Origin of the sequence: Telluria beijingensis, assembly GCF_030770395.1 — a bacterium.
Lineage (GTDB): Bacteria > Pseudomonadota > Gammaproteobacteria > Burkholderiales > Burkholderiaceae_D > Telluria > Telluria beijingensis.
The window spans coordinates 3,962,265-3,981,485 of the sequence record NZ_CP132480.1 but is presented as its reverse complement, the minus strand read 5'-3'; the positions used below and the strand labels follow the sequence as shown (position 1 = coordinate 3,981,485).

Annotated in this window: 14 protein-coding genes and 2 pseudogenes; 3 read left to right on the top strand and 13 right to left on the bottom strand. The window is 68.6% G+C overall.

Annotation, left to right across the window (positions count from 1 at the left end; genetic code table 11):
- Positions 1-61: 61 nt before the first annotated feature.
- The 7 genes and pseudogenes from Q9246_RS17705 to ilvB all read right to left on the bottom strand — a co-directional run.
- Positions 62-1,732, bottom strand: a pseudogene (locus Q9246_RS17705) (phosphate acyltransferase); the annotation flags it as partial.
- A 15-nt stretch (positions 1,733-1,747) separates the two neighbouring features.
- A pseudogene (locus Q9246_RS17700) lies at positions 1,748-2,386 on the bottom strand (NADP-dependent malic enzyme); the annotation flags it as partial.
- A 144-nt stretch (positions 2,387-2,530) separates the two neighbouring features.
- Entirely contained in the window at positions 2,531-3,217 is a 687-nt protein-coding gene (locus tag Q9246_RS17695) for a Crp/Fnr family transcriptional regulator (protein WP_306391976.1), read from the bottom strand.
- Between the two features lie 161 nt (positions 3,218-3,378).
- Complete coding sequence (locus Q9246_RS17690; RefSeq protein WP_306391975.1) at positions 3,379-5,850, bottom strand: hybrid sensor histidine kinase/response regulator; 2,472 nt, start codon at positions 5,848-5,850, stop codon at positions 3,379-3,381.
- Between the two features lie 129 nt (positions 5,851-5,979).
- Positions 5,980-6,570 carry a nitroreductase family protein gene (locus Q9246_RS17685; RefSeq protein ID WP_306391974.1) on the bottom strand — a complete coding sequence of 197 codons (591 nt, stop codon included), beginning with the start codon at positions 6,568-6,570 and terminating at the stop codon, positions 5,980-5,982.
- Between the two features lie 100 nt (positions 6,571-6,670).
- On the bottom strand, positions 6,671-9,103 hold the full coding sequence (locus Q9246_RS17680) for a PepSY domain-containing protein (RefSeq protein ID WP_306391973.1): 2,433 nt from the start codon (positions 9,101-9,103) through the stop codon (positions 6,671-6,673).
- A gap of 54 nt (positions 9,104-9,157) precedes the next feature.
- On the bottom strand, positions 9,158-10,936 hold the full coding sequence (gene ilvB, locus Q9246_RS17675; protein WP_306391972.1) for a biosynthetic-type acetolactate synthase large subunit: 1,779 nt from the start codon (positions 10,934-10,936) through the stop codon (positions 9,158-9,160).
- Between the two features lie 86 nt (positions 10,937-11,022).
- On the opposite strand from ilvB, the gene Q9246_RS17670 reads away from it, so the two are divergent.
- Positions 11,023-11,499, top strand: a complete 477-nt coding sequence (locus Q9246_RS17670) for an Lrp/AsnC family transcriptional regulator (RefSeq protein WP_306391971.1) — start codon at positions 11,023-11,025, stop codon at positions 11,497-11,499.
- On the opposite strand, the gene Q9246_RS17665 is transcribed toward Q9246_RS17670, so the two are convergent.
- Positions 11,496-12,644: a glycerate kinase gene (locus Q9246_RS17665; protein WP_306391970.1), complete on the bottom strand. Its 1,149-nt coding sequence runs from the start codon at positions 12,642-12,644 to the stop codon at positions 11,496-11,498. The two genes, Q9246_RS17670 and Q9246_RS17665, sit on opposite strands and share 4 nt — an antisense overlap.
- A gap of 14 nt (positions 12,645-12,658) precedes the next feature.
- A complete protein-coding gene (locus Q9246_RS17660) occupies positions 12,659-13,990 on the bottom strand; it encodes an MFS transporter (RefSeq protein ID WP_306391969.1) in 1,332 nt (443 codons plus the stop codon).
- Between the two features lie 207 nt (positions 13,991-14,197).
- On the opposite strand from Q9246_RS17660, the gene Q9246_RS17655 reads away from it, so the two are divergent.
- Positions 14,198-15,343, top strand: coding sequence for a sugar diacid recognition domain-containing protein (locus Q9246_RS17655; RefSeq protein WP_306391968.1), 1,146 nt, complete (start codon positions 14,198-14,200; stop codon positions 15,341-15,343).
- Here Q9246_RS17655 and Q9246_RS17650 read toward each other — a convergent pair.
- Both Q9246_RS17650 and Q9246_RS17645 read right to left on the bottom strand, forming a co-directional pair.
- Entirely contained in the window at positions 15,333-16,667 is a 1,335-nt protein-coding gene (locus Q9246_RS17650; RefSeq protein WP_306391967.1) for an MFS transporter, read from the bottom strand. The two genes, Q9246_RS17655 and Q9246_RS17650, sit on opposite strands and share 11 nt — an antisense overlap.
- A gap of 93 nt (positions 16,668-16,760) precedes the next feature.
- Positions 16,761-17,660: a LysR family transcriptional regulator gene (locus Q9246_RS17645; protein ID WP_306391966.1), complete on the bottom strand. Its 900-nt coding sequence runs from the start codon at positions 17,658-17,660 to the stop codon at positions 16,761-16,763.
- A gap of 105 nt (positions 17,661-17,765) precedes the next feature.
- Here Q9246_RS17645 and Q9246_RS17640 point away from each other — a divergent pair, with 105 nt between their 5' ends.
- Positions 17,766-18,158 carry a hypothetical protein gene (locus Q9246_RS17640; RefSeq protein ID WP_306391965.1) on the top strand — a complete coding sequence of 131 codons (393 nt, stop codon included), beginning with the start codon at positions 17,766-17,768 and terminating at the stop codon, positions 18,156-18,158.
- Positions 18,159-18,201: 43 nt separating this feature from the next.
- On the opposite strand, the gene Q9246_RS17635 is transcribed toward Q9246_RS17640, so the two are convergent.
- Positions 18,202-18,534 (bottom strand): winged helix-turn-helix domain-containing protein, encoded by a 333-nt coding sequence (locus Q9246_RS17635; protein WP_306391964.1) that lies wholly within the window; start codon positions 18,532-18,534, stop codon positions 18,202-18,204.
- Between the two features lie 183 nt (positions 18,535-18,717).
- Positions 18,718-19,197, bottom strand: coding sequence for a nuclear transport factor 2 family protein (locus Q9246_RS17630; protein WP_306391963.1), 480 nt, complete (start codon positions 19,195-19,197; stop codon positions 18,718-18,720).
- Positions 19,198-19,221 lie beyond the last annotated feature (24 nt).

The following is a 19,221-nucleotide window of genomic DNA, read 5'->3' as shown; positions in this document are numbered from 1 at the left end:
TGTGGCCAAAAACACGGCGGCCCCTTCACGAGGGGCCGCCGAATATTAGGAGATGTCCGTATCAGACCACCTGAGCCGCCGCCAGCGCCGTCATGTTGACGATGCGGCGCACGGTGGCGCTCGGGCTCAGGATGTGCACCGACTTCGCCGCGCCCAGCAGGATCGGGCCGACCGTCACGCCCTTGCCGCTGGCGACCTTGAGCACATTGAACAGGATGTTGGCCGCGTCCAGCGACGGCATCACCAGCAGGTTGGCGCTGCCCGAGTAAGCGGCGTCGATGCCGTAGATGTCGCGGATCTCCTGCGACAGCGCGGCGTCGCCATGCACTTCGCCGATCACTGCGAGCTCGGGCGCCTGCTGCGCCAGCAGCGCGCGTGCTTCGCGCATGCGGCGCGCCGACGGGCGCTCGGACGAACCCTGCGAGGAATGCGACACCAGCGCCACCTTCGGCTCCAGGCCGAAGTGCTGCAGCGCGTCGGCCGCCAGGCGGGTGATCGCCGCCAGTTCCTGGGCGCTCGGGGTCTCGTTGACGTAGGTGTCGGTGATGAACAGGGTCAGCTTGTCGAGCACCAGCGCGTTCATCGCGGCCAGCACCTCGGCGCCCGGCGCCACGCCGATCTCGTTCCTGACGTGTTCCAGGTGGCTATCGTAGCTGCCCGTCATGCCGCAGATCAGGGCGTCGACCTGGCCCGATTTGAGCAGGCGCGTGCCCTGCAGCGTGGTGTCGGATTCGGCCGCGACCACCGTGTAGTCGACGCCATCCTGCAGGCGCAGGCCGGCGGCCTTGATGCCGGCGGCGATCGCGCCCGGCTCGCCGATCAGGACCGGATGCGCCAGGCCTTCGTCGACCACCGCCTGCACCGCGCGCAGTACGCGCGGCTCGCCCGCTTCGGCATACGCCACCTTGCGCACTTCGGCGCGCGCCTTGTTGAACACCGGCTTCATGAAGAATCCGGTGTGGTAGATCATCTGGCCCAGCTTGTCGCGGTAGGCGTCCATGTCCTCGATCGGACGCGCCGCCACGCCCGACTCGAATGCGGCCTGCGCCACGCGCGGCGCGATCGCCGCCAGCAGGCGCGGATCGAACGGTTTCGGGATGATGTATTCCGGGCCGAAGGTCAGGTCGGCGCCTTCATAGGCCAGCGCCACCACGTCGCTCGCCTCGGCCTCGGCCAGTTCGGCGATCGCGGTCACGCAGGCCAGCTTCATCTCGTCGGTGATGCGGGTCGCGCCGCAATCGAGCGCGCCGCGGAAGATGTAGGGGAAGCACAGCACGTTGTTGACCTGGTTCGGGTAGTCCGAACGGCCGGTGGCGATGATGACGTCCGGACGCGCGGCCTTCGCGACTTCTGGACGGATCTCGGGCTCCGGATTGGCCAGCGCCAGGATCACCGGCTTGTCGGCCATGGTCTTGACCATCTCGGCGGTCAGGACGCCCGCGGTCGAGCAGCCCAGGAACACGTCGGCGCCGTCAACGATGTCGGCCAGGCTGCGCGCGCTCGTGTCCTGCGCATAGCGCGCCTTGTTGGCTTCCATATTCGCTTCGCGGCCCTGCCAGATCACGCCGCGCGAATCGGTCACGTAGATGTTCGACTGCTTCACGCCCAGCAGCACCATCATGTCCAGGCAGGCGATGGCGGCCGCGCCGGCGCCCGAGGCGACCAGCTTGATCTGGCCGATGTCCTTGCCCACCACCTTCAGCGCGTTGAGCAGCGCCGCGGTCGANCCCAGCAGCACCATCATGTCCAGGCAGGCGATGGCGGCCGCGCCGGCGCCCGAGGCGACCAGCTTGATCTGGCCGATGTCCTTGCCCACCACCTTCAGCGCGTTGAGCAGCGCCGCGGTCGAGATGATCGCGGTGCCGTGCTGGTCGTCGTGGAAGACCGGGATGTTCATGCGCTCGCGCAGCTTCTTCTCGATGTAGAAGCATTCCGGCGCCTTGATGTCTTCGAGGTTGATGCCGCCCACGGTCGGCTCGAGCATGGCGATGGCGTCGACCAGCTTGTCCGGATCGAGTTCGTCGAGCTCCAGGTCGAACACGTCGACCCCGGCGAATTTCTTGAACAGGCAGCCCTTGCCTTCCATGACCGGCTTCGAGGCCAGCGGGCCGATGTTACCGAGGCCCAGCACCGCCGTGCCGTTCGAGATCACGGCCACCAGGTTGCCGCGCGAGGTGTAGTCGTAGGCGGTGGCCGGGTCGGCGGCGATTTCCTCGCAGGCGTAGGCCACGCCCGGCGAATAGGCCAGCGACAGGTCGCGCTGGTTCGACAGCGGCTTGGTGGCGACCACCTCGATCTTGCCGCGGGTCGGACTGCGGTGGTATTCCAGCGCGTCGATGCGCAACTGGGTGTTCTGGGCTTCGTTCAGGTTGCTGTCGGTACTCATGGTCTTCCTATAGCTTGGATGTCGCGGCGTGGAAGGCAGGCTTCCATTCATGGGCAAACATTCTAGCCGAAGCGACACGATCCCGTGCGACCGCCGTCACGGACAAAGTTACGCACGATCGTGCGCTTTTTCGGGCACCCCTCGTCAACCCTGATAGGCGCGCAGCCGCTCGATATCGAGGATGGTGATGCTGCGCCCCGCGATGCCGACCATGCCACGGTGCGCCATATCGTGCAGCACGCGCGAAAAATACTCGGGCGACAGCGACAGGCGCGAGGCGATCATCTTCTTGCGCGCCGCCAGCGTCACCTGTGCGCCCTGCGGCGGATTGTCCTTGAGCAGGTAGCTGACGATGCGCTGGCTGCCGCTGCGCAGCGTGTACGACTCGACGTCCGCGATCAGGCCGTGCAGGCGCCGGCTCATGGACCACAGCAGGCGCCGCGCGAAGCCGGGATCGCGCTCGATCTGGGCCAGGATCGCCTCCGTCGCGATGTGCAGCAGCATGCTGTCGGCCAGGGTCTCGGCCTGGGTCAGGTAGGGGCGTTCCATGAACAGCGGCGCCTCGCCGAAGGTCTGGCCGGGGCCGATCAGTTCGACCACCTTCTCGCCCCCTTCGGGCGAAACGATGCCCAGCTTGACGTCGCCATAGATCACGGCGTGCAGGCCGGTGCAGTGAGCGCCGCGCTCGACCACCACCCGGCCGCGCGCCAGGTGCAGCTCGGTGGTTGCCTGCGCGAGCAGGTCGAGCTGCTCCGGCGCCAGGCCGGCGAACAGGGGCAGCTTTGCCAGGAACTGGCGGGGTGCGATGCGGTGTCGGCTCACGGTGGACATGGGGGGCGAAGCCCGTAAAAATCGGTCGAAACGCACGCGCACCGTAGCGGTGAGCGCGCATGCCGCATGCTACCTGCCGTTGGCCCGGCAAAAAAATGATGTGGATCAAAAACAGCCGAGCTAGCTGTTGAAAATATCAGGGAAGGCTGAAAACCATCGCGTCACTCGCCGTCGAGCGCCATCCTCACCTGGCTCGCCAGCTGGGCCAGCGTGAACGGCTTGGCCAGCACCCGCGCCGGCCCGGCCATGCCCTCGACCGCCTCGACCTCGCGCGCATGGCCGCTGGCGAACAGCACCGGCAGGCCGGGCCGCCGCTGCAGGGCCAGGGCCGCGAGCTGGCGCCCGTCGAGTTCCGGCATCAGGACGTCCGACAGCAGCAGGGCGATCCCGGGCTGGGCGTCGAGCAGGCGCAAGGCCGCCGCCGCGCCATCGGCCACGTGCACCGCATAGCCCAGCATCCCGAGCATCTCGGCCGACAGGTCGCGCACCGCGGCTTCGTCGTCCACCACCAGCACCGTCTCGCCGGCGCGCGCGCGCACGACTTCAGGCGCCGCCACGCCCGGCGCACTCGCCACATCCGGCGCCAGGTGGCGCGGCAGGTACAGCTCGACCCGCGTCCCCTCGCCCGGCGTGGACGCGATCCGCACCTGGCCGCCGGACTGCTTGACGAAGCCGTACACCTGGCTCAGGCCCAGGCCGGTGCCGCGCCCCACTTCCTTGGTGGTGAAGAAGGGTTCGAAGGCCTTGTCGAGCACCTCGCGCGGCATGCCGGCGCCGGTATCGGCCAGCGCGATCATCACGTAGTCGGCAGGCGCCGCATCCCCCAGCTCCACGAAGTCATGCCGGTCGAGCACGCGGTTGGCGGTCTGGATCAGCAGGCGGCCGCCCTGCCCGCCCCCGTCCACGATCGCGTCGCGCGCATTCACGGCCAGGTTCAGGATCGCATGTTCGAGCTGGTTGTGGTCGACGTGCAGCAGCCAGGGATCGCCGCCCAGCTCCAGCTCGACCACGACCGCGCCGCCCAGCGAATGCCGGAGCAGCTCCGACATGCCGGCCACCAGGTCGTTGGCGCGCACCGGTTCGGGCCTCAGCGGCTGCTGGCGCGAGAACGCCAGCAGCCGCTGGGTCAATTGGGCGGCGCGCCGCACCCCGCCCTTGGCCAGGCCGACGTAATGCAGCGCGCGCTCGTCGCCGCCCGCCAGGCGCCGGCCGAGCAGTTCCATCGCATTCGAGACCACCGCCAGCATATTGTTGAAGTCGTGCGCGATGCCGCCGGTGAGCTGGCCGACCGCTTCCATCTTTTGCGACTGGCGCAGCGCTTCTTCCATGCGCGCGTGGCGCTCGAGCTCCTGCGCCACGCGGCGCTCGAGCGTGTCGTTCATGTCGCGCAACGCCAGCTCGGCGCGGTGGCGCTGCGTGATGTCCTGGAACAGCACCGCGACCTGGCGCCGCTCAGGCGGCTCGATGCGCAGCGCCGCCAGTTCGAGAAAGCGGCCGGTGCGCTCCAGCGCGCGCTCGAAGCGGGTCGGCTGGCCGCTTTCCAGAACCTGGCGGTAGATGTCGATCCAGCCCTGGGCTTCCTCGGGCACCAGCTCCCTGGCGCGCTGCCCGACCACATCCTCGATGCCGGCATTGGCCGCATAGGCCGGATTGGCCAGCACGTGCACGTAGTCGTTCAGCGGGCCATGCGGACCGTCCAGGAATTCGATCACGCAAAAGCCCTCGTCGATCGATTCGAACAGGGTGCGGAACAGGCGCTCGCTTTCCTGCAGCGCGGCCCGGGTCGCCCTTTGTTCGCTGAGGTCGAGCATCGCGCCGATCATGCGCAGCGCCCGCCCCTCGGCATCGCGCAGCACCGTGCCACGGTCGTAGATCTCGGCATAGCTGCCATCGGCGCGCCGGAAGCGGTATTCGCCCGACCAGCTGCTGTCCTGGCTGTCGATCACGGCGTGGATGGTGCAGTCGATGCGCGGCCGGTCATCGGGGTGAATGTGCTCGAGCCACCAGTCGGCGCTGGTCGCGTCGTGCTGGTGGCCGAACAGGGTCTGCACCGCCTGGTTCCAGATCACGTGGCCATCGGCCATATTCCAGTCCCAGACGGCGTCGTTAGTCGACAGCACGGCCAGCCGGTAGCGTTCCGCGGTCTCCAGCGTCTGCGCGCTGCGCAGCGCGGCCGCCGCCTCGCTGTCGCGCAGGCGCTGCCGGGCGAGCACCGCCGCAGTCACATCGTGCATCGTGCACAGCAAGCCGCACACGCGGCCGTCGTCGTCGCGCAGCGGCGTGAACGAGAACGTCGCCCAGCCTGGCGCACGATCGGCATCCAGCTCCAGCTCCAGCTCCAGCTCCTCGACCTGGCCTCCCCTGCCCTCGAACGCGCGCATGGCCGTCGGCCGCAACGCTTCCCAGGCCGCGCCCCAGACCTCGGCGGCAGGTTCCCCCTGTGGGCGGGCGCGAACAGCTGGCCACAGTGCGGCGCAGGCTTCGTTGGCGAACAGCGCCAGCGTCTCGCCCCAGGCGAGCCACATCGGCGCCGGCGACTCCTGCACCAGCGAGGCTGCCAGGCGCAGCGCGGGCGGCCAGTCGCGCCATTGGCCTTCGCCGATCCCTGCCTGGGATAGTGCAGCTGTATTCATCGATCGATGCGCGCCATGGTTGGCCCATCCGGTTGGGTATAGCCGCAAATAGTACAGCAAGCGCGATTTGTTGTCGCGCAGGAAAGTACCGTTTTCAATGAGAATTGCGCGGAAGTCCTCGCTCTTGCGTCACAGGCTGCTCAGGAACTCCGCCGCGTCCGGCCGCGGGCGCGGCGGTTTACCGGTGGCCGCGGTGCCCAGGCCGATGAAGCAGATCGCGGTCTCGTGCGGCGCCAGGCGCAGCAGGCCGCGCATACCGGGACTGTCCATGGCGGCTCCGCTGGCCAGGCCGCTGGCATAGCCTTCCGCCCCGGCCGCGAGCAGCAGGTTCTGCAGCGCGCAGCCGAGCGACACCAGTTTTTCAGCCACGGGAATCGCCTTCGGTCCCGCCTCGTCGCGCAGCACGGCCACCAGCAGGCAGGGCGCGCGAAACGCCTTGTCGCGCGCATTGTCCAGCGCCTCCTGGCCGCAGTCCGGATCGCGCTCGGCCAGGGCGTCGGCAAACACCTGGCCCAGGTCGGCCCGGCGCGCCTGCGGGACCAGCACGAAACGCCAGGGCCGCAACAGGCCGTGGTCGGGCGCATGAGCGGCGGCTTCGACCAGGCGCACCAGCGCGGCGTCGTCGGGCCCCGGCGCATGCAGGCGCCGCAGCGTGAAGTTGCGGCGCGCCGCCACCAGGGTATGGAAATCGGCGCCGGCGCAGGAAGGGTCTTGATTCATCCGCGCAGTATAGCGACAGCCGCCGCACCCTGCTGGCGCCTCCCCCAGAAGAATGGCTCGGGCCGCTACCGGCGATGGCCGGGTGCGTGGAAGAACAGGATCAATAGACGTCGCGCCGGTAGCGGCCAGTATCCATCAGGCGCTCGACCAGGGCCTGTCCAAGGATGGCGACCAGCGCCTCGTGCACCGCACCGGCCATGCCCTGCAGGCTGCCGCAGACGTGGATCACGGCGCCGTCGTCGATCCACTGGCGCAGCAGGTCGGCGCGCGCATGCAGCCGGTCCTGCACGTATTCGGGCCCGGGGTCGCGCGAGAACGCCAGGTCGAGCTCCGGCAGCATGCCCTCGGCCCGCAAGACCGCGAGTTCGGCCTCGCACAGGCTGTCGATGGCGCGCTGGCGCTCGCCGAACAGCAGCCAGTTGCGGCGCCGTCCCATCGCGGCCCGGCCGCGCAGGTGTCCGCGCAGGCCCGCCATGCCGGAGCCGTTGCCGATATAGATGCAAGGTACGTCGTCGACCGGCGCGTGGAAGCCCGGATTGGCGACCAGGCGGGCCTGCACCGCCTGGCCGATTGCCATCTGTTCGGTCAGCCAGCCGGACGCCAGGCCAAGCCCTTGCGCGTAACGCTGCTGGCGCACCAGCAGCTCCACCGCGCCATCTTCCTGCACGCTGGCGATCGAGTAGCGGCGCGGCGCCGAAGGCGCTGCGGGAACGGCGACCTCGATCAGGTCGCCCGGCTGCCAGCGCGCATCCGCGGCAGGCCGCAGGGCGATGTCGTACAGCGGCGCACCCAGGCTGCCGGGGTTGAGCAGGCGCCGCGAATGCAGCACCCAGTCGGAAAACGCGGCATCCTCGGCGGCTGGCGGCAGCGCGCCGGCGGCGGCGCCGAGGCCGCCCAGCGCCTGCATCCAGCGCGCTAGCGCTACCGGGTCGCCCTGGTCGACTTCGACCAGCGGGAACAGCGGCGCGCCGCCCAGCGCCAGCAAGCGGAGCTGCAGCGCGTGGCCGTAGCCGCAGAACTGGGCGTAGTTGCGGTCGCCCAGCGCCAGCACGGCGAAGCGGCAATCGTCGAACATGGACTGCCACGCCTCCAGCTCGCGGCTGAAACGGCGCGCGGCATCCGGCGCCTCGCCTTCGCCGAAGGTGCTGGCCACGAAGAGCGCCTGCCCGTAGCCGGCCAGGTCGCCCGGCGCCAGTGCCGACACCGCGCGCAGGTCGACCGCGCGGCCGCCGGCGCGCAAGGCGGCGGCGCTGTGCAGCGCGATCCTTTCGGCCTGGCCGCCCTGGGTCGCGAAGGCCACCAGCACCGGCGCGCCGGAGGTATGCGCGCCGGCCTGCGCGGCCAGGCTGCGTTCGCGCGCCAGCGCACGCTTCTGGCGCCGGCGGCCGAGGTACAGCATCCAGCCGGTGATCGCGAAACCCGGCAGGGCCAGGCTGGCCAGCATCATGACGATCCGCCCCGGCAAGCCGAAATACGTCCCGGTGTGCAGCGGCCGGATGGTGCTCAAGGCGCGCTGGCCGGTGCTCATGTCGGCATGGCGCTCGTCCTGGCGCACCGTGCCGTCGGCGCCGAGCGTCATGCGGTTGCGGGCGCGGTCGTGCGGTGCATCCTGCGCCACCCAGGTCAGCTGGTAGGCGCCGCTTCCGCGCTCCGGCAGGCGGATGGTGGCGTTCGACCAGTCCGGGGCCCTGGCGACGAACGCCTGCCAGGCCGGCGCCAGGCCGCCCTCGCCGCGCACGGCGGCGGACCTGCCCTCGCGTGGCTGCGACGACGGCGTGCCGGCCCAGTCCTGCAAGGTGCCGCGCACGATGTCGAAACTCCAGTACAGTCCCGTGCCGGCCACCACCAGGTAGGCGACCAGGGCCCAGGTGCCGGCGATCGCATGCAGCGCCCACAGGAAGGAACGCCCGCGCAGCTTCGTGTTGAAGGTCAGCCAGCTGCGCCAGTCCTTGTTGCGCGGCCAGCGCAGGTACAGGCCGCTGAGCGCCAGGCCGACCAGGCACAGGGCCAGGATGCCGAGCACGATGCGGCCCGGGGCGCGCGGCAGCAGCAGCCAGCGGTGGGTCGAATCGACGAACTGGAAGAACGCCTCGCCCCGGGCCGCGGGCAGCAGCGCGCCGCTATAGGGATGGATGTGGATTTCAGGGCCGCGCCGCTCGCCCGGCGGCGGCGCGAAGCGCACGCTGGCGCTGCTGTCCGCCTCGGACTTGAAGGTCAGGCTGGCGACCCGCATGCCGGGGCGGGCCTGCTGCGCCGCCAGCAGGATCTGCTCGGGACCCAGGCGCGGACGCTGTTCCGGCGCGACGCTGAACACGCCGGGATTGAGCGCCTCGACGATCTCGTCCTCGAAGGCGAGGATGGCGCCGGTCAGGCCGATCACGGCCAGCAGGGTGCCGGCCGTGATGCCGACGAACCAGTGCAGCTGGAACCAGACCTCGCGCAGGGTCGGCAGGCGCCAGCGCCGCCGGGCGGACAATGCCGCGGACGGCGTGACGACGGCGGGCGAGGAACGGGCAAGCGCGGGTGGCGGCATCGGATGCAGGAATCGTGGACGAAACCAGCATCTTATCGCGAATGAGAATCATTTTCAATAAGAGCAAGTCCTGTCGCTTCGATACCAGCGATCCTTGCCCAGCATGATTTCATGGTGCCCGCGCCCGGCCGGCATCATCGGGAAGCAGTTCTCGGTTTGCTCGACGACGACGTCGAGCAGGTAGGGCCGCTCGGATGCCAGGCAGGCATCCAGCGCTTCTTCCAGCTGGCCGGGATGCTCGACCCGCCGCGCCTCCCAGCCGAAGGCGCGCGCCAGGGCCACGAAGTCGGGCATGGCTTCGGAATAACTGTGGCTATAGCGCCCGCCATGGTGCAGCTCCTGCCACTGGCGCACCATGCCCATGCAGCCGTTGTTCGACAGGACCAGCTTGACCGGGCAGCGGTGCTGCACGGCGGTCGCCAGTTCCTGGATATTCATCAGCACCGAGGCGTCGCCGCTGACGCACACCACCAGCGCGTCCGGGTGCGCCACCTGGGCCCCGATCGCGGCCGGCAGGCCATAGCCCATGGTGCCGGCGCCGCCCGAGGTCAGCCAGCGCCGAGCCGCATCGAAGCCCAGGTACTGGGCCGCCCACATCTGGTGCTGGCCGACGTCGGTCGAGACGATTGCCTCCCTGCCCGCCAGGCGCCCGGCCAGCGTGGCCATCAACTGCTGCGGGACGATGGTCGCGGCCTGCGCCGTGTAGTCCAGGCAGCGCGCGGCGCGCCAGCCGTCGATCGTGCGCCACCAGTCGGCCAGCAGGGAATGGTCGTGGCGCAGGTCGGCCAGCCGGTCGAGCAGGCCGCGCAGCACGGCGCCGCAATCGCCGCGCAGGCCGACGTCGGCCGCCACCACCTTACCGATCGAACGCGGGTCGATGTCGACGTGGACGATCTTCGCGTTCGGGCAGAATTCGGACAGCTGCCCGGTCACCCGGTCGTCGAAGCGCGCGCCGACGCATACCACCAGGTCGGCGCCATGCATTGCCAGGTTCGCTTCCAGCGTGCCGTGCATGCCCAGCATGCCGAGCCAGCGCGGGTCGGACGCCGGAAAGGCGCCAAGTCCCATCAGGGTCAGCGTGCATGGCGCGTTCTTCCAGCGCACCAGGCGCGTGAAAGCGGCGCAGGCATCGAACCCGGAATTGATCAAGCCGCCGCCGCCGTAGAACACGGGACGCCGCGCATGGCGGATCAGCGCGGCGGCCGCATCCAGGCCACCGGGATCGTCGTTCGCGGCGCGCAGCTGCGGGGCCGGCTTCGTTTGCCGCCCGAAGTCCGCGGCGTCCACCGCGCGCGCCTGGATATCCTTGGGCACGTCCACCAGCACCGGGCCGGGACGCCCTTCCGTGGCCTCGCCCACCGCGCGGCGGATCGTGGCGACGATGTCGCGGGTGGCCTGGACTTGCGTATTCCACTTGGTGACCGTGCGCGAGATGCCGAGCGCGTCGCACTCCTGGAAGGCGTCGGTGCCGATTGAGGTAGTCGCGACCTGGCCGCTGATGCACAGCACGGGAATCGAGTCGCTCAGCGCGTCCAGCAGGCCGGAGGTGGTGTTGGCAATGCCCGGTCCGGACGTCACGAACACGACGCCCAGCCGGCCGGTGGAACGCGCATATCCCTGCGCCGCGTGGACGGCGGCCTGTTCGTGGCGCACCAGGATATGGCGCAGGCGGCCATCCTGGGCCAGCGCATCGTACAGCGGCAGCACGGCGCCGCCGGGATAGCCGAACACGGTATCGACGCCGCAGGCGACCAGGGTATCGAGCAGCAGGCCGGCGCCGGTCAGCGCGACCTTGCCGGTGGACGGGGGCAGGAATTCGGGATGTGGTTTCATGCCTTGAAGTCTATCGACGAAAGACATGAAAGTGCTTCATATTTTCCGCTAGAATTGGTGAATTACCTGAACAATTTTCACGGAATATGAGCCAGGACAAAAAATCTTTCGATGCCAGCGATCTCGCCATCCTCGGCATCCTGCTGCGCGACTCGCGCACGCCGCTGCAGGAGATCAGCGCCGCGGTCGGCCTGTCGACCACCTCGTGCTGGAACCGCATCAAGCGCATGAGCGATTGCGGGGCGCTGCAGGCCTACACGGTCAAGGTCGACCTGCCCACCCTCGGCTATCACGACACGCTGATCGTCCAGGTCACCCTGGACAGCCACAGCGAAGAGACCTTGTACGAATTCGGACGCGCGCTCGAATCGATTCCCGAGGTGCTCGAAGCGTCGCTGATCTCGGGCGACTACGACTACCTGCTGCGCATCGCGGTCAAGGACACCCGCGACTACGAACGCCTGCTGCGCGAACGCCTGTACAAGATCCCCGGCATCCGCCACAGCAAGTCGAGCTTCGTGCTGCGCACCCTGAAAAAAGTCGACACGCCGTTGCCAATCTAGCTTTTCAGGTCCATGCCCAGCTTGACGGCGGCCGCGATATTGCGCGCCGCGCTGTGCAGGTTGAAGCGGGCGCCGGCCAGCGCCTCGGCCACCGTCCCCGCCTTCATGACGGTGCTGAAGGTGGCGGCGATGCCGTGGGCGTGCACCGCGCTTGCATCGTTCGCCAGGCAGCCGCCGATGGCGATCACCGGCTTGCCGTGGCGCCGGGCCACGCGTGCCACGCCGATCGGCGTCTTGCCGTTGACGGTCTGGCCGTCGATGCGGCCTTCGCCGGTGACGACCAGGTCGGCCTGCGCTACCTGCGCGTCCAGGCCGACCGCGTCGGTCACGATCTCGCTGCCCGGACGCAGGCGCCCGTGCAGGAATACCAGCATCGCCGTGGCGATGCCGCCGCCGGCGCCGGCGCCCGGAACGTCGGCCACGTCCTGTCCCAGGTCGCGCACGATCACGCTTGCATAGTGGCGCAGGTTGGCGTCGAGTTGTGCCACCATGTCCGGCGTGGCCCCCTTCTGCGGGCCGAAGACCGCGGATGCGCCTGTGGGGCCCACCAGTGGATTGCTCACGTCGCAGGCCACCTCGAACACGCTTTCCTTGATGCGCGAGTCGAGCCCGGACACATCGATCCGATCGAGGGCCGCCAACGCAGCGCCACCCGGCGCCAGTTGCGCTCCTTGCGCGTCGAACAGGCCGACGCCCAGTGCCTGCAGCATGCCGGCCCCGCCATCGTTGGTGGCGCTGCCGCCCACGCCCAGGATGAAGCGGCGCGCGCCAGCGTCGAGCGCGGCGCGGATCAGGTCACCTGTGCCGCGGCTGGTGGCCCGTAATGGATCGCGCTCGCCAGGCGCTACCAGTTCAAGGCCGCTGGCGGCGGCCATCTCGATCACTGCGATCACATTATCGCCGCCAGTCAGGCCATAAAAGGCGTCGACCGGTCGGCCCAGCGGGCCGGTGGCCTGCAAATCGACGCGGCGGCCATCGGTGGCGGCAATCATGGCCTCGACGGTACCTTCGCCGCCATCGGCCACCGGCACTTTGACATAGGTGGCGTCGGGAAACACTTCTCGAAAGCCGGCCTCGATGGCGCTCGCTGCCTCGAGCGCCGACAGGCTTTCCTTGAACGAATCGGGAGCAATGACAATCTTCATGGTGCGCTCCAGTATCAACGGTTGACCAGGCGCGCCGGCACCACCAGCACCAGCATGGCGCCGACGAACAGCACGCTCGACAGGATATACAGGGCGACGTCGGTGCTGCCGGTGGCGTCCTTGATCCAGCCGACCAGGAAGGGGCTGACGAAACCGGCCACCTGGCCCATCGAATTGATCAGGGCCAGGCCGCCGGCCGCCGCCGCGCTGCCGAGAAAGGCCGCCGGCAGTGGCCAGAACATCGGCAGGCCGGTCAGCGCGCCCATCGTCGCCAGGCTCAGGCCGGCCAGCACGATCACGGCATTGCTCGAGAAATTCGCGGCCAGCAGCAGGCCTACCAGCGCCATCAGCAGGGGCGCCGACAGGTGCCAGCGGCGTTCGCGCCGGCGGTCGGCCGAGCGGCCCACCAGCACCATGAACACGCCGGCGAACAGGTAGGGAATCGCGCTCAGCCAGCCGACCGTGGTCGCGCTCTCGAAGCCGAGCGACTTGATGATCGAGGGCAGCCAGAAGTTGATCGCGTAGACGCCCATCTGGATGCTGAAGTAGATGAAGCCCAGCATCCACACATGCCAGTCGCGCAGCACGGCGCCGAAGGAATGCACGGCGTGCAAGCCTGTCGCGCGCTGCTTCTCGTCCTGGTCGAGCGCATCCTGCATCGCCGTCTTTTCTTCATCGGTGAGCCAGCCGGCCTGCTGGATGCCGTCGTTCAGGTAGAAGAACACCGCCACGCCCAGGAACACGGTCGGCAGGCCTTGCAGCAGGAACAGCCACTGCCAGCCATCCATGCCGCCCTGGCCGTGGGCGAAGTGGCTCAGCATCCAGCCCGACAGCGGGCCGCCGATCAGGCCCGAAACGGGGATCGCCGACATGAACAGCGCCATCACCTGGCCGCGCTTGTGGGCCGGGAACCACTTGGTGAAGTACAGCACCATGCCGGGGAAGAAGCCGGCTTCGGCCACGCCGGTGAAGAAGCGCAGCACATAGAATTCCATCGGCGTGGTCACGAACAGCATGCAGGCCGACAGAGTGCCCCAGGCCATCATCATGATGGCGATCCAGCGCCGCGCGCCGAGCCGGTGCAGGATCAGGTTGCTCGGCACCCCGAAGGTGACGTAGCCGATGAAGAAGATGCCGGCGCCCAGGCCGTACACGGTTTCGCTGAGCTGCAGGGCGTCGAGCATCTCGAGCTTGGCGAAGCCGACGTTGACCCGGTCCAGGTAGTTGAACAGGTAGCAGACGAAGATGAAGGGGATCAGGCGCCAGGTGGCCTTGCGGTAGGCGCCGTCGAGCAGGGCCGCAGCAAAGCCGCCCTGGTTGCCGGATGTGCTTGCGGTGGTGCTCATGCTGTCTCCGATTTTCTAATAAGTGATCCACCAGATTATCGGCCAAACAAGGGACTTCCAGCGTCGGCGACACGCACAAACAGCGGCATGATTTCGCCGGCATTTTTCGTGCATGTTCACAAGTTGAACAATTCTTCGCCCGTGCCGGCGTCGTCGAAGCAGCCGCTTTTGTGCATAATCACAAGGCCACCCAACATTTACCTTCCCATGCAGATCCTCGACAGCCGCCTCGCGCAGGACATCGTCACCCGCACCATGCGCATCATTCCGTTCAACGTCAATGTGATGGATGCGCATGGCGTGATCCTCGCCAGCGGCAATCCCGAACGGGTCGGCGAGCTGCACGCGGGCGCCCTGCTGGCGCTGGCCAAGAAGCTGGCGGTCGAGATCGACGCGGCCGCCGCGCGCAAGCTGCATGGCGCCCAGCCGGGCACCAACCTGCCCCTGTGCGTGGGCGGCCAGGTGTGCGGCGTGGTGGGCCTGAGCGGCGCGCCGGACGAGGTGCGCCAGTTCGGCGAACTGGTGCGCCTGACGGCCGAGATGATCCTGGAGCAGGCGGCGCTGGCCGCCGAATTGCAGGACAACGCGCGCTACCGCGAAGCCTTCGTGCTGAACCTGATCCGGGGCGACGCATCGCAGCGGCCCGAACTCGAGGGCTGGGCGCGGCGTCTGGGACTGGACCTGGAGCGCATGCAACTGGTATTCCTGCTCGAGCTGCAGCCCGATCCGAACGGCGCCGCGAGCGCCCTGCACGACATCCAGCGCCTGCAGACACGCTTGCTGGCGCGGCGCGAGGATGCCTTGACGGCCACCGTCGGCCCGTCCGAAATGGTGCTGCTCGACGCATGGGAAGCGGGCCGCAAGGGCTTCGAGACGACGCCGCAGCGGCGCCTGGAAGCGCTGATCCAGTTGCTGCGCGAGGAATGCGAACTGCCTTTCACGCTCGCGATGGGCATCGCCCTGCCCGGCCTCGAAGGCGCCACCGTCTCTTACCAGAGCGCGCGCACTGCCGGCCGGCTGGGGCGCTTGCGCCATCCGCGCGCGCAGGTATTCAGCTACTACGACCTGGCGCTGCCGGTGCTGCTGTCGGGCCTGGACAGCGGCTGGCAGGCGCTCCAGCTGCGCATGCCGTTGGCGCGCCTGACGCAGGACAGGAGCCGCGCCATGCTGCGCGCCACGCTCGACACCTGGTTCGCGCACAATGAGAACGCGGCCGCCACCGCCGCCGCGCTCGGCATCCACCGCAACACGCTCGACTACCGCCTGCGCCGGATCGGCGAGCTGACGGGACTCGACCTGGGGCGCAGCGAGGACAAGCTGATGCTGTACGTGTCGGCGCTGCTCAGCGATTGACCAGCCGCGCCGGCACCGCCAGCACCAGCATGGCGCCGACGAACAGCACGCTCGACAGGATGTACAGCGCGGCGTCGGTGCTGCCTGTGGCGTCCTTGATCCAGCCGACCAGGAAGGGGCTGACGAAGCCGGCCACCTGCCCCAGTGAATTGATCAGGGCCAGGCCGCCGGCCGCCGCCGCGGTGCTCAGGAACGCCGCCGGCAGCGGCCAGAACATCGGCAGGCCGGCCAGCGCGCCCATCGTGGCCAGGCTCAAGCCCACCATCACGATCACGACGTCGTTCGAGAAATTCGCGGCCATCAGCAGGCCCGCCAGCGCCATCAACAGCGGCGCCGACAGGTGCCAGCGGCGCTCGCGCCGGCGGTCGGCCGAACGGCCGACCAGCACCATGAACACGCAGGCGAACAGGTAGGGAATGGCGCTCAGCCAGCCGACCGTGCCGGGGTCCTCGAAGCCAAGCGCCTGGATGATCGACGGCAGCCAGAAGTTGATCGCATACGCCCCCATCTTGATGCTGAAGTAAATGAAGCCGAGCATCCAGACATGGCGGTCGAGCAGCAGCGCGCGCAGCGGCTGCGCGGCCTGGGCCCCGGCCGGGCGCTCGCGCTCGTCGCGCGCCAGGGCATCCTGCACGGCGGCCTTTTCGTCGGCGCCCAGCCAGCGCGCCTGCGCCACGTCGTCGGTCAGGTAGAAGATGGCGGCCAGGCCCAGGAACACGGTCGGCAGGCCTTGCAGCAGGAACAGCCACTGCCAGCCATCCATGCCACCCTGGCCGTGGCCGAAGTGGCTGAGCATCCAGCCCGACAGCGGGCCGCCGAGCAGGCCCGAGACGGGGATCGCCGCCATGAACAGCGCCATCACCTGGCCGCGCCGCTGCGATGGGTACCAGCGGGTGAAGTACAGCACCATGCCGGGGAAGAAGCCGGCTTCGGCCACGCCGGTCAGGAAGCGCAGCACATAGAATTCCGTTGGCGTGGTCACGAACAGCATGCAGGCCGACAGCGAACCCCAGGCCATCATCATGACCGCGATCCAGCGCCGCGCCCCCAGCCGCTGCAGTATAAGATTGCTCGGCACCCCGAAGGTGACGTAGCCGATGAAGAAGATGCCGGCGCCCAGGCCGTAGATGGTCTCGCTGAACTGCAGGGCATCGAGCATCTCGAGCTTGGCGAAGCCGACGTTGACCCGGTCCAGGTAATTGAACAGGTAGCAGACGAAGATGAAGGGGATCAGGCGCCAGGTGGTCTTGCGGTAGGCCTCTTCCAGCAGGGCCGGGCCGTTCGCGGCCGTGGACGGGCCGGGGCGGCTGGCGGTGTCGCTCATGGTGTCTCCGAGTCGTTCGATGGGTCAAGCCCGACATTATCGGCTGAACCGGAGACTTGCGGGCGCTTCGCATACGCGCGCAGGAAAGCCGGATCAGTTCAGGTGCGGATTGGCGCGCAGGTGGTCGGCCAGCAGGTCGATGAAATTGCGCACCTTCGACGAGCCGAATTTGCTCTCGCGGTGCACCAGGTGCACCGGCCATGGCGCCTCTTCGTACTCGGACAGGACGATCTTCAGGCGGCCGGCGGTCAGCTCGTCGGCGATCTGGTAGGACAGCAGGCGGCAGATGCCCAGCCCCGCGCAGGCGGCTTCGATGGCGGCGTCGTTGCTGGTCACGGTCAGGCGCGGGCGCAGTCGCACCATGGTCGGATCGTCGACCGCGCCGAACTTCCATTCGACCCGCGGCGAGATGCCGGTGGCGGCGATGATCGTGTGGCGCAGCAGGTCGGACGGATGCTGCGGCAAGGGATGTTTGGCGAGATACTCGGGCGAGGCGCACAGCACGCGCCGCACCTGGCCCACGCGCAGGGCCTTCAGGCTCGAATCCGGCAGGTGGCCAATGCGCACGGCGACGTCGATGCCTTCGTCGACCAGGTTCACGATCCGGTCCAGGAACAGCGCCGACACCTCGACTTCGGGGTACTCGTTCAGGAATTGCACGATGCAGGGCATGACGAAGGCCTTGCCGAACAGGACCGAGGCCGTCACCGACAGGTTGCCCTTGGGCGCCGCGTTGACGCCGGCCGCCGCCTCGTCGGCTTCGACGATGCTGGCCAGGATGGCGCGCGTGTCGTCGAGATAGCGGCGTCCCGCTTCGGTCAGGCGCACATTGCGCGTCGTACGCAGCAGCAGCTTGACGCCCAGCTTTTCCTCAAGGCCGGCGATGGCCCGCGTGACGGCGGCCGGCGACAGGTCGAGGCGCCGGGCCGCCGCCGCGAAGCCTTCTTCTTCGCCGACCGCCACGAAGACATTCATCAGATGGAGCTGGTCCACGCGTTTCTCCTTGCGAAATATTGACTTGCGCTGCACGCCGATTCCAATGGCGGTCATTATTTCGCAGAATGGCGGCATCAGCAATCATCGGACGCGATAATCACCATGGACCTGCATGAATCGGCCGGCGTTCCCGGCGCCGCCGGCGACACCGGACTTGATCCGCGCACCCGGATTCGCATCGACCTGTTCCTGGCGCGCCGCCGCGCCGGTCCCGGCGCCACCACACTGAAGATCCTGGCCCTGCGCGAGCGCGGGCGCGCGGCCGGCATGAACGGCGCCGAGATGATGGCCAGTGAGGCGGGCGACAGCCACGACGCCAAGGCCAGCGCCTGCCTGGCCTACGTGGCGGCCCTGCTGGCGCATCCGGGCGCGCCGCCGCTGGAGGCGCTGCGGCGCATGCACGACGCCGGGTTCCGGCCGTCCGATATCGACCAGGTGACCGGGCTGGTCGCGGCGGATGCGGAGATTTATCGGGACAGCAGGAGAACGCCATGAACGGCGGCGCATGCTACGAAGGCGCGCCCGCCGCAGCCGGCCGTCAGCGCCGCACCACCGGCGCGGTCAGCAGGTAGCCGCGTCCGGGCACGTTCAGGATATAGCGTTCCACGCCGCCGGTGTCGAGCGCGCGACGCAAGGCGGCGATCTGTACCCGCAGGTTGGCCTCGCCGACCACGCGGCCGGCCCAGGCCCGCTCCATCAGGTAGCGGTGCTCGAGCACCTGTCCGGGCGCCTCGGCCAGCAGCCACAGGATGTCGAAGGCGCGGGCGCCGATCCGGACCGCGGCGCCGTCGCGGCTCAGGCGCCGCGTGCGGAGTTCGATGTCGAAGCGGTCGAACGACAGCGTACAGGTTCCGGAATCGCTTCCAGTCAAAGGTCCAATCATTGTTCACCGATCGTGCAGGCGCCCCGGCCCCCTGGCCGGAATGGCGCGCACCATCATTATCGTAAATACAGACTATTTAGTGAATAGATACCGGCTGAAATTCATTGTTTCGCCAAAAGCAACGCTGGCGTCGGCATGGAGAGCGGGACGGTCAGGCGCGGTGCGGGCGGATCAAAGCCCCAGGTCGGACAGCCCTGGATGGTCGTCCGGACGGCGTCCCAGCGGCCAGCGGAACTTGCGCTCTTCTTCCTTGATCGGCATGTCGTTGATGCAGGCGTAGCGATTGACCATCAGGCCATCCGGGCCGAACTCCCAGTTTTCGTTGCCATACGAGCGGTACCAGTTACCGGAATCGTCGCGGCTCTCGTAGGCGTAGCGCACCGCGATGCGGTTGTCGGTGAAGGCCCACAGCTCCTTGATCAGGCGGTATTCGAGCTCCTTGTTCCATTTGCGTTCGAGGAAGGCGCGCGCCTCGTCGCGGCCATTGGCGAATTCGGCGCGGTTGCGCCAGCGGGTTTCGAGGCTGTAGGCCAGCGACACCCGGGCGGCGTCGCGCGTATTCCAGCCGTCTTCGGCCAGGCGGACTTTCTCGATCGCGGATTCACGGGTGAACGGCGGCAGCGGCGGGCGCACTTCGGCGGGGCTTGACATGGTGGACCTCTCTGGTGGGGGTGG